A 15,905-nucleotide genomic window follows, 5' to 3' on the forward strand; every position below is an offset into this window, starting at 1 on the left:
TGCTTGTGCTGTGTTCGGTCAGGGTATTCTTATCAAATAATGGGCATAAAAAAAGAGAACTGAAAAGTTCTCTTTTTTAGCTAATAATCAATAAAGATTATTTTGCAGCTTCAGAAGCTGGTGCTTCAGGAGCGTTGTCAACTGGAGCAGAAGCTTCAGTAGGAGCAGCAACAGAAGCAACTTCAGCTTCAGCAGCAGAAGCAGCAACTTCAGCTTCAGAAACAGCAGCTTGAGAAGCAGCAGCAGTATCTACAGCTTTGTCATCTTTCTTAGTACAACCAACGAAAGCTAAAGTAGTGGCAACAGCAGCAGCAATAGCAATTTTCTTGAATAACATGGCATCACTCTCATTAAAATATTTGAGATAAAAAAAAACCTTAGTTAGCCTGTTGTGTGCTTTTATTCTTCCTAACGTTAGATAGGTTAACAACGCATGGAGCAGCCTAACTGGTCTGTGAACATGCTATCACTGCGCACGAAGAATTTCTACTAAGAATTTGAAAAAACTTTTTATTATTAACAGTTATTAACAATCAAAAAGCGAATATTAATAGGGATGATCCAATTAAATCATTAAAAATTAATGATTTTTGTCATTTGATGTGGGGTGGTAAAAATGGGTATATTAAAAATTACATTTTTAAAATCTAATTGTAATTGTATGTAAAAAAAGTCAACCAAAAATAAAGCCCTCTAAAAAGAGGGCTTTATCGTAAAACTCAATTAATTTGCCGCTTTACGTTTCATTTGGTCAAAAAAGTCATCATTGGTTTTGGTTTCTTTCATGCGATCGAGTAAAAACTCCATTGCAGCAAGCTCATCCATTGGGTGGAGGAGTTTACGTAAGATCCAAACTTTACGTAGTTTATCTTCGTCCATGAGACGCTCTTCACGACGTGTACCTGACTTCTTGATATTCATTGCTGGGAATACACGTTTTTCGGCAATACGGCGATCAAGTGTAATTTCTTGGTTACCTGTACCTTTAAATTCTTCGTAGATCACATCATCCATCTTGCTGCCAGTTTCAATCAGCGCAGTAGAAATGATAGTGAGTGAACCACCTTCTTCAATATTACGTGCAGCACCAAAGAAGCGTTTTGGACGTTCTAAAGCATGTGCATCTAGACCACCAGTGAGAACCTTACCAGATGATGGAATCACGGTGTTATAAGCACGAGCGAGACGAGTAATTGAGTCAAGTAAGATAACCACATCTTTTTTGTGTTCAACTAAGCGTTTTGCTTTTTCAATAACCATATCTGCAACTTGAACATGGCGCGCAGGTGCTTCATCAAAAGTTGAGGCAATGACTTCACCACGAACAGTACGTTCCATTTCAGTTACTTCTTCTGGGCGCTCATCAATCAGAAGAACAATCAGAAAAACTTCAGGATTATTACGGACAATCGATTGAGCAATGTTCTGTAATAACATTGTCTTACCAGCTTTAGGTGGAGCAACAATGATTGAACGTTGGCCTTTACCGATTGGCGCGATTAAGTCGACAACACGTGAAGTAAGGTCTTCAGATGTGCCATTCCCTAACTCCATGACCATTTGTTCAGTCGGGAATAATGGAGTGAGGTTTTCAAATAAAATTTTATTACGAGAATTTTCAGGCGTGTCGTAGTTAATTTGGTTAACTTTTAGTAATGCAAAGTAGCGCTCGCCTTCTTTCGGTGGACGAATCGTGCCGGTAATTGTGTCACCTGTGCGTAAGTTAAAACGACGAATTTGTGATGGACTCACATAGATGTCGTCTGGGCCTGCAAGGTAAGAGCCCGCTGCCGAACGTAAAAAGCCAAAACCATCAGAGAGAATTTCTAGTACACCATCTCCGAAAATTTCTTCACCATTCATGGCGTGGCGCTTTAAAATGGCGAAGATAATGTCTTGCTTACGATTACGCGCCATTCCTTCAAGGCCCATAAACTCTGCAATTTTAATGAGTTCGCCAATAGGTTTTTTCTTGAGTTCAGTTAAGTTCATAAATGATCAGATAGATATAAGGATATGTGTAGTACACGGATATAGAGAAAGAAGTAAAAATCGTCACATTGCAAGAGGTTAGCCGTGATTATTGTTTAAAATAATCAATGCTTAAAATCTAATAAGTACTTTCGAGGAGAAAATGTATGAAACAAATCCTATTGCCGAGTGGCGATTTTATGTTTTGTGTCCTAATAAGAAACGATGAATAATAAATCTTCATGCTTCTTGTGCAAGCAATATAAGTGAGATATAGCGCTTTGTCAATTTTCGAATGAAAAAAATGCGCTATAAATATAACGCATTCGGTATTTTACGATTAAAGGAGACTTAAATGTTGTCTTCGATAAACGCGGTCAATTTTGATTTAGGTGCAGCACCGACTTGTTGAGCCACAACTTCACCATTTTTAAACAATAATAGTGCTGGAATATTACGAATGTTGTAATTTACTGCTGTGGCTTCACATGTCGTGACATCAACTTTTACAATTTTGATTTTACCTTGATATTCAGTTGATAGTACTTCAAGTACAGGTGCGATTGCTTTACAAGGTGCACACCAACCTGCCCAAAAGTCAACCAATACAGGGGTGTCTGAGTTTAGAACATCAGCTTCAAAGTTCTCATCGGTCGTATTTACAATATTGCCAGACATGGGTTTTCTCCAAAATAGTGATAAAGATGATGCAATCAATGTATTCTATATTACTTCATTACAGCATCATTTTTAACAATGTCGATTAATAAGTAAATTTTCAATCTTAATTGTTAAATTGTCCAATTGGAGCTCACGATATCGACGATCGGTGTAACACAATTGTCATATATAAAGAAAATATAGGGCTCATTCATTGTACTTGTATAAATGGCTTTTAAATTGCTTGTAGGTGAATTAATCTAAGCGCAGTTTTCGTAGAGCTTGTATAAATAATGTCTGATTTTTTAATTGATGAAGAATTGTTAGCCGCAATTGATATGGGCTCAAACAGCTTTCATTTAGCGATAGCCCGTGTTGATCACGGTGAAGTTAAAAAAGTTGCCTCTATGTCAGAAAAAGTACAATTGGCTGCTGGTTTAGATGAAAATAAAAATTTGACTGAGGCTGCGCAACAACGCGGTCTTGCTTGTTTAGCCCGTTTTGTTGGGCGTTTGAGTTCTGTACAGACGAATCGTTTGCGGATTGTCGCGACCAATGCCTTACGTCAGGCTAAAAATGGTCAAGAGTTTATTCAAAAAGCGGCTGAAATTTTACCTAAGCCGATTGAAATTATTGCAGGACGAGAAGAAGCCCGTCTGATTTATTTGGGGGTATCACACACTTTGGCCAATAGTGGTCGGCGTTTGGTGATTGATATTGGTGGTGGATCGACTGAATTGATTATTGGTGAAGCATTTGATCCAATTCATACCGAATCTTTACAAATGGGATGTGTTGCTTACACCAAAACCTTTTTTCCAAATGGTGATATCAGTGTGAAGGCCTTTGAACAGGCTGTGGTTGCTGCGCGCAAAGCTTTGTCAGGTATTGCCAATACTTATAAGTCAGAGGGTTGGGATACAGTTGTCGGTTCAAGTGGAACCATAAAAGCCTGCCGTTTGATCACGATTAATATGGGGTGGAGTGATGAACAAGAAAATCTCACCCGTGAAGGCCTCGAGAAACTTAAAGATAAGCTTTTAAAATTTAAGCATGTTTCTGATATGAGTTTTGACGGACTCAAAGAAGATCGACGTACTGTTTTACCCGCAGGTCTGGCCATTCTCTATGCGGTGTTTGATGTACTTGCAATCGATAAGCTGAGTTATTCGGATGGTGCACTGAGAGAAGGGGTGATGTATGACCTCTTGGGGCGTTTTCAACATGAAGATGTCCGAGATCGCAGTGTGCAAGCCTTGATGGGACGTTATGGAGCGGATTTAAAACAAGCATGTCGTGTGGTTGATACTGCTCAGCAACTTTTTGATCATGTTGTCGATAAATTAGACTTAAATAATGATGATCGTGATTTGTTGCGTCGTGCGGGGTATTTGCATGAAGTCGGGTTGGCGATCAGTCATGGTGGTTATCATCGTCATGGTGCTTATTTATTACAGCATTCCGATATTCCTGGTTTTTCGCAGATTGATCAGAATCATTTGTCACATTTGGTCGGTCATCATCGTCGTAAATTACGTGGAGATGACAAGTTAGAGGTGCAGAAATTCGGTGGACAAAAGCTGCTGAGTTTATGTTTGCTGTTACGCCTTGCTGTTTTATTGAATCATAGTCGCAGTGATGAGATGCTTCCTGCCATTGAATTAAAGGTCTTAGATGCGCAACAATGGCAACTGAACGTTTCTGGCGATGCCAAACAATGGCCATTGCTTGTGGCTGATTTGCTCGATGAGCAGATGCAGTTTAAGCATTGGGATATTGACTTGAATATTCAGTCGGAACAATTTATCAGTTAACTGTCGTAAGCGTTAATCTAGGGATAATGATCGACCTATGAAAAATAAAGCAGCTCAGTCTAAAGCATGGAAAACGGTTCAAATTGCACGCCATCCAGAACGTCCGCAATTTTTGGATTATGTAAGTGAAATTTTCACTGAATTTGATGCTTTACATGGCGACCGCCTCTTTGGGGATGATGGCGCAATGATTGGTGGTTTAGCCCGTTTTGAGGGACAAGCCGTTATGGTGATTGGTCAACATCGTGGTCGCAGTACGCGTGAAAAATTACAGCACAATTTCGGGATGTGTAATCCTGAAGGCTATCGTAAATCACAACGATTATTCGATATGGCTGAACGTTTTAATCTACCCGTTTTTACATTTATCGACACGATGGGCGCATATCCTGGTGTGGGTGCAGAAGAACGTGGCCAAGCAGAAGCCATTGCGACCAATTTGGCAAAACTATCTAGCCTGAAAGTACCTGTGGTTGCGACTATTTTAGGTGAAGGTGGTTCTGGTGGTGCGATTGGTCTTGGTGTGGCTGACCGTGTGGTGATGTTGTCACATAGTATTTATTCTGTGATTTCACCAGAAGGCTGTGCATCAATCTTGTGGAAAACTTCAGAAAAAGCGGAGCAGGCGAGTGAAGCGCTTGCCCTAACTGCTGATAAGTTAAAAGAATTGGGTATTGTTGAATATGTCGTTGATGAAGGTGAAGGTGCACATTTAAACCAAGCCAAAGTCATGGATGAGTTGAAAGCAATTCTAAAAGAAGCCTTGCAACAACTTGAGCCAATGGATGCAAATGAACGATGCGAAGCACGTTATCAACGTTTAATGAAGTTTGGCAGCAACAATTTAGGACTCGTGTCTTAAATCAATTTGTTCAATTTCCAGAAACGACTCAGTTTCTAGTTGGATGTAGCGGCGGCATGGATTCCATGCTGTTGTTGTTTCTAATGTCTGAAATTTGCCCGAAAAATCTTCGAGTTATTTATGTTGACCATCAATTGCAAGCTGCGAGTGGCGCTTGGGGGAAGTTGGTGCAGCAGCAGTGTGAGCAGTTGAATATTCCCTGTGTTATTGCAGCAGTACAAGTATCTGAAGGCAATTTAGAGAATCAAGCACGGGAAGCACGTTATCTAGCTTATGCCGAATATTTGCAAGCGGATGATGTATTGGTCTTAGCACATCATCAGCAAGATCAAGCGGAAACAGTGTTGTTGCGTTTGTTCTCTGGGGCGGGTGTAACTGGCTTATCGGCAATGAAGTCTATTGATACACGTCAGCATTACCAGATTTGGCGGCCTTTATTGGATCTTTCTCGTGAGCAGATTGGCCAATGGTCTACACAGTTAAACATTGCTTATATTAATGATCCGAGCAATATAGACACGCATTATGATCGTGCTTGGTGTCGCCTCCAACTTTGGCCAGTTATTCAGCAACGCTTTGCCAAAATGCAACAAGCGATTTCACGTAGCAGTGAATTAATGCAAGATGCCGATCAAATTTTGCAAGAAGTATTACAGCAAGATTGGCAGGCTTGTGGCACGGCAACACAATTAAATTTGATTGATCTACAGTGTTTATCTGCAGCGCGACAACGCCAGCTTTTATCTTTTTGGATGAAAGGTGATGGGCAATATCGGCCTGCTTTACATATGGTGAATCGCTTGCAAGATGAAGTCATTGCAGCAAAATCTGATGCGCAAGCGGCATTGCATTGCGATGGTTATTACTATGTTCGTTACCAACAGCGCCTATATCGTCTAGAGAAAGCATTGTATCTTGCGCATCAGCAAGATGTACTCGTACCGTGTTGTACCGTTAACTTTGTGCCAGATCAACAGTTTATGTTGGCATCGGGACTATTTCAAATCTCTACGGGTGCGATGGGTTTAGCGATCGAATTACTCGAACAGAATTTAGATTTACAGCATCGGGTGGGTGGTGAAAAAATCCATCTTTATGGCAGAGTTGGAAGTTGGCCGTTGAAAAAAGCCATTCAACAGGCACATATTTTTCCTTGGCTGCGTCATACAATTCAAATATTAAGTATAGATAATGTTATGCTTGGTGTTTTTACCCCAGAAGGATTTTGGTTAGCGCAATCGGAATATTGTGTGGTTGATGGTTGGTTGCCAAAAATAATTTCTCAGTGATAAAAAAGTTAATGTTGAGTGTGATGTATGAGTGCGGTTCTAAATTGTAATATCAGTTTTATTGGTGGTGGCAACATGGCGCAGGCCTTGATTGGTGGCCTAATTAGTCGTGGACAACCAGTCACACGTATTACGGTGTCTGATCCGATTGAGCAAATCCGTGAATTATTATTAGAAAAAGAACTGAATGTCACTGATGATAATGCTGTCGCAATTCAGCATGCTGATGTTGTGATTTTGGCAGTTAAGCCACAGGCACTGTCGAATGTATTGAAACCCTTACATGGTCGCTTTGAAAACAAACTGATTATTTCTATTGTGGCTGGTGCTGAAGTTGAAAGCATTCGCCATTTAACTGGTGCTGAACGTGTGGTTCGTGTTATGCCGAATACCCCAGCATTGGTACAGACTGGAGCGCATGGTCTATATGCACCAGCGGAAGTGAGTCAGGCCGATCGTGATTTGGCCAGTCAAATCTTGGCTGCAACAGGATTAACGATTTGGGTGAATAGTGAAGCACAAATTGATGCTGTCACTGCTGTTTCAGGCTCTGGGCCTGCATACTTCTTTTATATGATGGAAAGTATGATTCGTGCTGGTAAAAACATGGGCTTAGATGAAAAAGTAGCGACAGCATTAACCTTGCAAACGGCATTGGGTGCAGCGCAAATGGCGATTACCAGTTCAAACTCGCCAGCAGAATTACGTAAAAATGTGACATCGCCAAATGGCACAACACAAGCAGCTTTAGAAGTTTTTGATCGTGCTCAAATTTCACAAAATATTCAAACTGCTTTGGCTGCTGCGCAAAAACGTAGCCAAGAATTGGCACAAGAATTGAGTGAAAGTGTTAAATAATTGATTTGATTTAGGGACGTTAAGTATGGGTGCGAATTCTTCGCTAATTTTCGGCATCATCATGAACGTGGCAATTTTGCTGGTCTTCTTCCGCTTTTTAATGCAATTGGCTGAGGTTGGTGCATATAACCCAGTGGTGATGGCAACAGTAAAAGCAACACGCATCGTAGATGTATTTAGCCGAATTTTACCAACTTTAGCCAAAGGACGCGTGAATTTAGCGGCTTTGACCTTAGTGGTTGTTTTGTATTTGATGAAAATTTTTGGCGTGATGTATCTCTCTCACATGATGCCAAATAGTGCCGTACATTTACTTATTTTGACTTTTGTCACGATGATTCAGGATTTAATCACATTTTGTCGTTATTTAATTTTCGCGACGATTATTTTGAGTTGGGTGGTGATGTTTACTCAGTCACGTTCGCCTTATATTGAAGTGATTCAAGAATTAGCTGAGCCGTTATTGGCACCATTTCGCCGCTTACTTCCGAATATGGGCATGATTGATCTTTCTCCAATCTTGGCAATTTTGACCTTATTTGTGATTCAAAGAATTATGGATGCTGTTGCGATTACCCTATTAACCGGTCTATAAGCTTAAATGCTGTAATCGGTTAAATCGCAGGTGCATCAAAAAAGCCTTTCAGTTTTAAACTGAAAGGCTTTTTTGATTTTGCATGAGAGCAGATCAGATCGGATTAGTGAGCTTCATCCCAGTTATGGCCTTTGCCCACTTCAACCAACAGTGGGACGGAAATTTTCACCACATCTTGCATGACCTGTTGAATTTGTATAGCAAGCTGATCGGCAATCGCAGCATCGACTTCAAACACCAATTCATCATGTACTTGTAATAACAATTTGGCTTGGTCTTGCGGCAGGATTTTATTCACCTCGATCATCGCTAATTTGATAATCTCAGCCGCACTACCTTGCAGCGGTGCATTAATCGCAGCACGTTCAGCACCTTTACGCACCATCATATTTCGTGCATCAATATCTGGCGTATATAGGCGACGACCTAAAATGGTCTGAACAAAACTTTGTTCTAACGCAACTTGACGTGTGCGCTGCATATATTCATAGATGCCCGGATAACGATGAAAATATTGCTTAATATAATTTTGTGATTCTGCACGGCTAAAGCCGAGCTGGCGGGTTAAACCAAATTCAGACATACCATAGAGCAGGCCGAAGTTAACCGCTTTGGCTTGACGGCGCTGATCTTGAGTGACGTCTTCGAGTGGAATACTCAAGACTTCTGCTGCAGTGCGGCGATGCACATCTTGGCCATTTTGAAAGGCGTGGACGAGGGCTTCATCTTGAGAGAAATGCGCCATCAAACGCAATTCAATTTGCGAGTAATCCGCTGCAAGCAAGAGGCGACCGGCTGGTGCGACAAAGGCTTTACGAATTTGTCTGCCAATTTCTTCACGCACAGGAATATTCTGCAGGTTTGGATCGGTGGAGGATAAACGACCCGTTGCTGTCAACGCTTGGTGGTAACTGGTATGCACGCGATGTGTTTCTGGATTGGCTTGTTTTTGCAGGCCATCGGTATAGGTGCTTTTGAGTTTAGATAATCCGCGATATTCCAAGATTGAAAACACAATTGGATGATCAATTTTTTCTAAAACACTTTCACTGGTGCTGTATTGTCCAGTTGCCGTTTTTTTGCCACCTTTGAGTCCAAGACGTTCAAAAAGAACTTCTCCAACTTGTTTAGGGGAACTAACATTAAAACGTTCACCGGCCAAAACTTCGATTTGATCTTCTAAACCTGAAATCGTTTTAGAGAAATCGAGGCCCAGTTGATCTAAGAAGCTAAGATCAAGTTGAATCCCATTTTCTTCCATTTGTGTGAGTACATTGGCAACTGGCATTTCGATGTTGTGCAAAATGTGTTTAAGCTCTGGAATCGTTGCTAGTTTTGCATCAAGGACTTGATAAAGACGATAGGTCACATGTGCATCTTCTGCTGCATAATGTGCGGCCACCTCAAGCTCAATTTGATTAAAGCTTTTCTGCTTGACGCCTTTACCTGCAATTTGTTCGAAAGACGTGGTCAGATGGCTGAGATAAACCCGAGCCACATCATCCATGCCATGACGTGTTGCTGCCGCATTGAATACATAAGAGGCGAGCATGGTATCGAAATACCAGCCTTGTAACTGGATGCCATGGTTGTGCAAGATATGCGCATCATATTTGAGATGATGTCCAATTTTTTCAACTGCCGGATTTTCTAGAATGGGTTTGATCTGCGCCAGCACTGTATCGCGATCAAGTTGCTGTGGTGCACCTTCGTAGTCGTGTGCCAATGGCACGTAATAGGCATCGGCTGCATCAAAAGCCACCGAGAATCCGACCATTTCCGCGACACGATAATCAAGATTGGTGGTTTCAGTGTCAATTGCAAAACGTGTAGCACTATTTAAGCGTGCAAATAAGTTGTCCCAATCTGCTTGGCTAAGTACCGTGTGGTAGGTGGCTTGTCCCAATTGATCATCGACACTGCTTTGTGTTGCTTGTTCTGTGCTATCTGCTGTTGCTGCCGCTTGTGCGACTGCTGCAGTTTTTGGCGCACTTGGTGTTTGTTTATAACTGGCATTATTGGGATTGTTTGGATGATCTAAGGATTGCAGTTGGTTACGGAACTCGAGTTCGGTATAGAGACTGCGCAGCTGTTCAACATTTGGATTGTCAATTTTAAGATCATCGTAGCCAAAAGTTAAATCGAGATCACATACAATACTGGCCAATTGATGATCCAGTTTTATATTTTCTTGATTATCTTTTAAGCTTTGACCGACTTTACCTTTGATGCTGTCGACATTGGCCAAGATCCCTTGCAAGGAATCATATTCATTTAAGAGTTTTGCGGCTGTTTTAGCACCAACCCCTGGCACGCCTTTGATGCCATCGGATGCATCGCCCATCAGGGTTAAATAATCAATAATTTGATGTGGCCAGACCCCGAACTTTTCAAAGACGCCATCGATATTCATTGGGCGATCTTTGAAGCTGTCCTCTAAGGTGACTTTGTCGGTGACCAGCTGCGCCATGTCTTTGTCGCCAGTCGAAATCAGGACTTGATAACCCGCTTTTTCAGCACGTTTCGCCAATGTACCAATCACATCATCGGCTTCCGCACCTGGCAAGGTATGTAATGGAATACCAAGTGCACGAATCAGTTGATGCAAATAGGGAATTTGTTCTGCCAAGTCTTCAGGCATGCTTGGGCGGTCACCTTTATAGATCGGTGAAAGCTTATGGCGAAAGGTGGGTTCTGGCGTGTCAAAAATCACAGCCATATGCGTTGGTTGAATCCGACGCATGAGTTTTTGGATTGCAGCAATGGCACCACGAATGGCATTGGTGTGTAAGCCAGTTGAAGTGGTTAAAGGGGGGAGTGCATGATAAGCACGAAATAAAAAATATGACCCATCGACCAAAACAAAGGGTGGCATCGAAACATTCCTAATCCAGTTGACTGGCATATTGTACGTGATTTTTAAGCTGTGCGCAGAATCATGATCAATTGCCTATTACATATCTGAAGAATAATGATGCAAATGATTTATCTCAGTTAATATATGCTTTGTTGATGACAAGCAGAGCATAAAGACAAGATGGCCAAAGCACAAAATGAGATTCGAATCATTTGGTTGATGTTACTCACCATCGTCACAATTGCTGCGTGGTTTTTGAATGTACATCTCATCAGCTATGTATGTGTTTTGGCCTTGGTGATCAGTGTGATGCAATATGTTGATTTAATTCAAAAGCCCACACAAGACATTGCTGTTCAGTTGCAACAACCCGTCCAAGCCAACTCTAAGGTCCCACTCTATCTAGCGTCATTGCTGGCTATAGTCGGTGGGATCATGAGTTGGCATTGGTTAACTGCATTTGGAATGAGTGTTTGGATTTTCTTTTTCCTGCGTTGGCTGCGACGTTTAGAACAACAGTTGAATAATCTAAATCGAAGTCTCAGCCATTTTGAACAATCGATTCAAATACCGAAAGCAGAGATTAAACCAAGTATTGCTTCTACCATTCATACTGCTGATGCCATTGATTCAAATCTATTACCGAATCAAACAAACAATCATCAACAGGCCGTACACCCTCACGCGGGGTTACAGGGTGTTGCGCCAAACACGCAGTTCGAAGCGCCTACAGCATCGCTAGATCTTGCGCAACAATTACGGCAATGGATCTTTCACGGAAACCCAGTACTCAAGGCCGCGATCAGTATTTTATTGATCGGGATTATTTTATTGCTGCGTTTTGCCACAGAGCATTGGCAGTTGGAACTGGCTTTACAGCTGAGCATTATCGCAGGCATCAGCCTAGCAGTTTATGGATTGGGTTATCGGCTATTACCTGGCAATCGTGGCTTTGGATTGGGACTTGAGGGACTGGGGCAAGCTGGATTGTTTTTAACGCTATTTTTTGCCTATTACAATCAAGTCATTGCCTCATTTACTTTGGCAGCAGTGTTATTTAGCGGCATTATGCTGCTGTCGATATGGCTGAGTTTAAAGCAGAATGCAATCGAGCTGGCTTTGATGACCATGTTGATGGCTTATATTGCGCCATTTACGTTGCCTGTGCGTGAGCTTAGTAGTCTCGAGTTAATCAGCTACTACTGGTGTATTAATCTGGCAATCGCCGTGATTAGTAGTTTACGTCCGTGGAAAATATTGCATCATCTGGCCTTTATCTGCACGTTATTGATTGCCACAAGTTATGCATTGTATCGGGCAGATTTTGAAAAATTGCCCATGCTGATATTGATTTTAGCGCATAGTCTGATCTTTATTTGGCAAGGCTTTCGCTATAGTCAACTGTTGGCCAAACAAGACTTAGCGCAATTTAAGCTCAAGCCCGTTCTCGATGTTGCCATGATTTTTGGTGCACCATTGCTGGCTTATATTCTGATTTATCTGTTGTATTTTCAGCAAGCTATTTGGCAAGCCACATTGAGTTTGGGCTTTGCTGGATTGTTCGCCATACTTTATCAATGGGCAAAACGTTTGCAGTCGATAGCGATCATTGCCAATAGTTATCTGAGTTTAACCTTAATTTTCTTGAGCTTGATTCCACCGATTTTATTGCCAGAGCAATGGAGTGTGATGGGCTGGGCGATGGAAGCGGTATTGGTCTTTATCTATGCTTTATCAAGACGTTCTGTGGTTAGCCATGCTTTGGCTATGGCATTACTGAGCGTTGCAGGGCTGTCCAGTGTTTATTATGTGCTGCAACTCGATAGTTTGCCGCAGTTAATTTTATGGAGCCTTAGTTTTTGTTTTGCTGCTGTGGTGGTTTTGGGCAATAGCCGTGCCGTATTCAGGGAACAATACAGCACGGGCATATTGATCTTTCAATCGGTGCTGATGTTTTTCTCAAGCATGCTGTTTTTAGTGTTATTGACCGATCAATTCCCAGATGCACAGGCTCGCGTACCGATCTTATTGGCAGCACTGCTGGTCTTGGCATTTTTAAATGAAGTGCTAAGCAAGTGCGGTGCGACATGGACTTGGTTTATGCCGAAATACTTGGCACTGACCCCGATTAACATTTTCGCGATTGCAATTATCGGTCATCAGTATGTGGATGGGGCTGTGCAGTGGTCATCAAATCTCGATCACTGGGGATTTAGTATTGCAGCTTTATTGTCATTTTTGATGTTTATTCGGCCGAGGTTGGACTTTCAGACAGTGCGAGAGCCCTTAAGTTTTGGGGCGTTGATTAGTTTAAGTTTAGCCAGTATTGGTTTGTGGCCAGCAATGCCAGAAGTCAGTGGTATTTTACTGCCACTCCTTTATTGTGCATGGTGTTTTAAGCATCGTCAGCGCGAAGGTGTCTTGTTGATTTGGATGTCCAAAAGCAGCTTATTGTTAATGATGGCATGGATGATTGCCTCACAGTTATTTGCCAAAAATATTTTTCAAGGCTACTGGTTACCGCTGCTCAATCCTGTCGATATTGTTTCGTTATTGGGCTTGGCTGCATTTTTGTGGATGCTGTCTTTACAGCTCAAGACTCAGATTGATCGTGGGATTCTGGCAATTTTAGCGGTGCTAAGTGTGTTGTGGCTAAGCAGTTATATTTTATTGCGTGGCTTACATTTTTATCTTGATACGCCATATAACCAATTGGCGCTTTGGCAAGATGCTGGGGTGCAGTTGAGTTTGACTTTACTTTGGGTGAGTTTGGCCTTTGTCAGTATGACCCTTGCCACCAAGAAGAAAATACGTGCCCTATGGGTTTTAGGTGCAAGCTTGTTGGTGATTGTAACTTTAAAATTGGTTTTACTCGATTTATCGCATATAGGAACCTTGCTGAGGGTGTGCTCTTTCTTGGGCGCAGGACTAATAATGTTATTAATCGCTTATATTGCACCGATGCCAGAAGCAGCGTCGAATGCCCATAATAATCAGCAATAACGGGATATTTAAACCCTAGATCATATTGCATAAAAAATCCCATAGCTCAGTCTAGCGTATGGGATTTAGTTTAAGCGTTTGTTCGTTTTACGGTTTATGGAGTTGTGGATTACCGTCATTCTTTTAAATTGCGGCTTAGGTTTTAAAGCAGATCAACTCTTTATAGCTTGGGCTCGCGCTTGATGGCTTGCTGATTGGCATAGCGGTCTAACTCATCCTCAGCCAGTGCACTGTTTGGGGTGAGTGGGCGATCTACAAAACCAATTTTAGGTACTGGGATCTCAATTTGATTTTTAACAAAACCATTGCGAATCAATTCATGCATTTCATCTTTTGCTTGAATGAAGTTTTCTTGACGACACCAGAGTGCAAACAGTAATTCAATGGAAGATTCACCAAAGGCGGTAACGCTGACCAATGGCTTAGGGTCTGCCAAAACTAAAGGGTAGTGATCAGCAACTTCGAGTAAGACTTCGCGTACTTTGATAATGTCTTCGTGAAAATTAATTGCAATAGTGATCGGAATACGTCGGATTGGGAATTTCGATAAGTTATGAACGGGGGCGCGAATCAGTTGTTCATTGGGTAAACGCACATAGACATTGTCCCAAGTCAGCAGTTTCACGGACAGTAAGTCAATCGAGATTACTTCACCTTCAATGGTGTGGCCACGGATCAGGGTAATTTGAATGGTATCTCCAATTTCAAAAGAGCCCTCACCGATTAAAAACAGACCACTAATTAAGTTGGTGGCAGAAGTTTGCGAGGCAAAACCTAAGGCAACAGTCAAAATACCTGCTGCACCAAGGAACACACTCAGCTTAAAGCCTGCTTCTTTTAAACCCGCCACGACAAACAGCATGAAGATAAAATAGAAAATCCCGCGTCTCCAGACCAATTGTTGATGCGCATTGAAGCGCACACCAATGGTATGGATAAATGTATTTGAAATTAAACGCGCGAGGATAAAGCCAAAAAAGCATAAGGCCAATGCCAGTGCCAGCTCACTTAAACGACTGGTGTTAACACTGCTGAAAATTCTTCCAAGACCATTCAGGACATCCTGGGTTAGATCGGTTTGTGCCATAGCCTTTTCCTAGAAGAATGAATCAAACATATTGAACAATGCACCACCTGGCGAACGTGCAGGATGAACATAAATCACTTCGCCAGCCATTGGTGGGGTGCGATTTTCAATTCGAACACGCGGTGGTTTATCAGAAGCCTCATGAATGACTTTGATTTGTGAGGTCCAAAGTCGGCCAGTACTTTCACTATAAAAGAGCGGCAGTGCCGTGACTGGAACATTCATTCGATCGAAACGAAGCTGTTGATTACTAATGTTGTGAAACTCAATTGGTGTGACAGCACGAAAGGCCCGGGGTGTTAGTTGCTGTAAGTCGGTGCGGCCATCCACCGCAGTTGCATAGCACATTTCACCATTTTGTTTATTGGGACCAAACCAGGTGTCTTTCGGTAAAATAACCGGTAAATCGAAAAGCGGATCTTTTTGTCCCTGTACAAAGCCAGCAATCCATAATGGGGTACTGATATACAAAGTGCCGCGTTGTCCCGCAGGAATATAAATTGGGTTGGTTGGTTTAATGACCACAGAGCGGTCAGCAAGTCGTGGCATGATACGGAAGTCGCGATGAGTCTCTTTGAACATATAGCGTTCTACATGAATCGGTTGTGGAAATGCCATTCCGATATCATGAATACGATGCCATTGTTGTTGATAGTCAAACTGAGTCTGTGGCCGATAGTAATCCAAACGCCATTCTTGCATTCCGCGCGTTAAACGAAATAATAACGAGCCAAACTGCCACGTTTTCGCTTGATTAATTTCAAAACTTTCCTCACCCCACCATTTTAGGTTCGGTAGATCATGTTCTAGGTATTCTGGTTTGTTTGACAAGAGTAGCTTTTCCTCTGCTCGTATTCTTTTTCAAAACTGACTTCACGCTGTCATTTGCTTCGCGTACACTCAAGAGAC

General features: G+C 41.9%; 12 protein-coding genes. 6 read left to right on the plus strand and 6 right to left on the minus strand.

Going from position 1 to position 15,905, the window contains the following annotated elements; translation table 11 throughout:
* Positions 1-97 precede the first annotated feature (97 nt).
* From FD716_RS03395 to trxA, 3 genes are all read right to left on the minus strand, one after another.
* Positions 98-430, minus strand: coding sequence for a hypothetical protein (locus tag FD716_RS03395; RefSeq protein WP_407641863.1), 333 nt, complete (start codon positions 428-430; stop codon positions 98-100).
* A gap of 293 nt (positions 431-723) precedes the next feature.
* Positions 724-1,992 (minus strand): transcription termination factor Rho, encoded by a 1,269-nt coding sequence (gene rho / locus FD716_RS03400; RefSeq protein ID WP_139850961.1) that lies wholly within the window; start codon positions 1,990-1,992, stop codon positions 724-726.
* A gap of 330 nt (positions 1,993-2,322) precedes the next feature.
* Positions 2,323-2,649 (minus strand): thioredoxin, encoded by a 327-nt coding sequence (gene trxA, locus FD716_RS03405; RefSeq protein WP_139850962.1) that lies wholly within the window; start codon positions 2,647-2,649, stop codon positions 2,323-2,325.
* A 275-nt stretch (positions 2,650-2,924) separates the two neighbouring features.
* On the opposite strand from trxA, the gene ppx reads away from it, so the two are divergent.
* Genes ppx through FD716_RS03430 form a run of 5 tightly spaced genes read left to right on the plus strand, consistent with a single transcriptional unit; the run spans position 2,925 to position 8,049 of the window.
* Positions 2,925-4,445, plus strand: coding sequence for an exopolyphosphatase (ppx, locus tag FD716_RS03410; protein WP_139850963.1), 1,521 nt, complete (start codon positions 2,925-2,927; stop codon positions 4,443-4,445).
* A gap of 37 nt (positions 4,446-4,482) precedes the next feature.
* A complete protein-coding gene (locus FD716_RS03415) occupies positions 4,483-5,307 on the plus strand; it encodes an acetyl-CoA carboxylase carboxyltransferase subunit alpha (protein WP_139850964.1) in 825 nt (274 codons plus the stop codon).
* Positions 5,244-6,596: a tRNA lysidine(34) synthetase TilS gene (gene tilS, locus FD716_RS03420; protein WP_139850965.1), complete on the plus strand. Its 1,353-nt coding sequence runs from the start codon at positions 5,244-5,246 to the stop codon at positions 6,594-6,596. The genes FD716_RS03415 and tilS overlap by 64 nt, the downstream gene beginning before the upstream one ends.
* A gap of 27 nt (positions 6,597-6,623) precedes the next feature.
* On the plus strand, positions 6,624-7,454 hold the full coding sequence (gene proC, locus FD716_RS03425; RefSeq protein WP_139850966.1) for a pyrroline-5-carboxylate reductase: 831 nt from the start codon (positions 6,624-6,626) through the stop codon (positions 7,452-7,454).
* Positions 7,455-7,479: 25 nt separating this feature from the next.
* A complete protein-coding gene (locus tag FD716_RS03430) occupies positions 7,480-8,049 on the plus strand; it encodes a YggT family protein (protein WP_139850967.1) in 570 nt (189 codons plus the stop codon).
* A 103-nt stretch (positions 8,050-8,152) separates the two neighbouring features.
* On the opposite strand, the gene polA is transcribed toward FD716_RS03430, so the two are convergent.
* The gene (polA, locus tag FD716_RS03435; RefSeq protein ID WP_139850968.1) at positions 8,153-10,924 is read right to left on the minus strand and encodes a DNA polymerase I; all 2,772 of its coding nucleotides are present in this window, start codon (positions 10,922-10,924) and stop codon (positions 8,153-8,155) included.
* Between the two features lie 162 nt (positions 10,925-11,086).
* Here polA and FD716_RS03440 point away from each other — a divergent pair, with 162 nt between their 5' ends.
* Positions 11,087-13,909, plus strand: coding sequence for a DUF2339 domain-containing protein (locus FD716_RS03440; protein WP_139850969.1), 2,823 nt, complete (start codon positions 11,087-11,089; stop codon positions 13,907-13,909).
* Positions 13,910-14,069: 160 nt separating this feature from the next.
* Here FD716_RS03440 and FD716_RS03445 read toward each other — a convergent pair whose 3' ends face one another.
* Positions 14,070-14,996 carry a mechanosensitive ion channel family protein gene (locus tag FD716_RS03445; RefSeq protein WP_139850970.1) on the minus strand — a complete coding sequence of 309 codons (927 nt, stop codon included), beginning with the start codon at positions 14,994-14,996 and terminating at the stop codon, positions 14,070-14,072.
* A gap of 9 nt (positions 14,997-15,005) precedes the next feature.
* Positions 15,006-15,827 (minus strand): hypothetical protein, encoded by an 822-nt coding sequence (locus FD716_RS03450; RefSeq protein WP_139850971.1) that lies wholly within the window; start codon positions 15,825-15,827, stop codon positions 15,006-15,008.
* Between the last annotated feature and the right edge of the window lie 78 nt (positions 15,828-15,905).

The organism is Acinetobacter pullicarnis, assembly GCF_006352475.1.
Classification (GTDB): Bacteria; Pseudomonadota; Gammaproteobacteria; order Pseudomonadales; family Moraxellaceae; genus Acinetobacter; species Acinetobacter pullicarnis.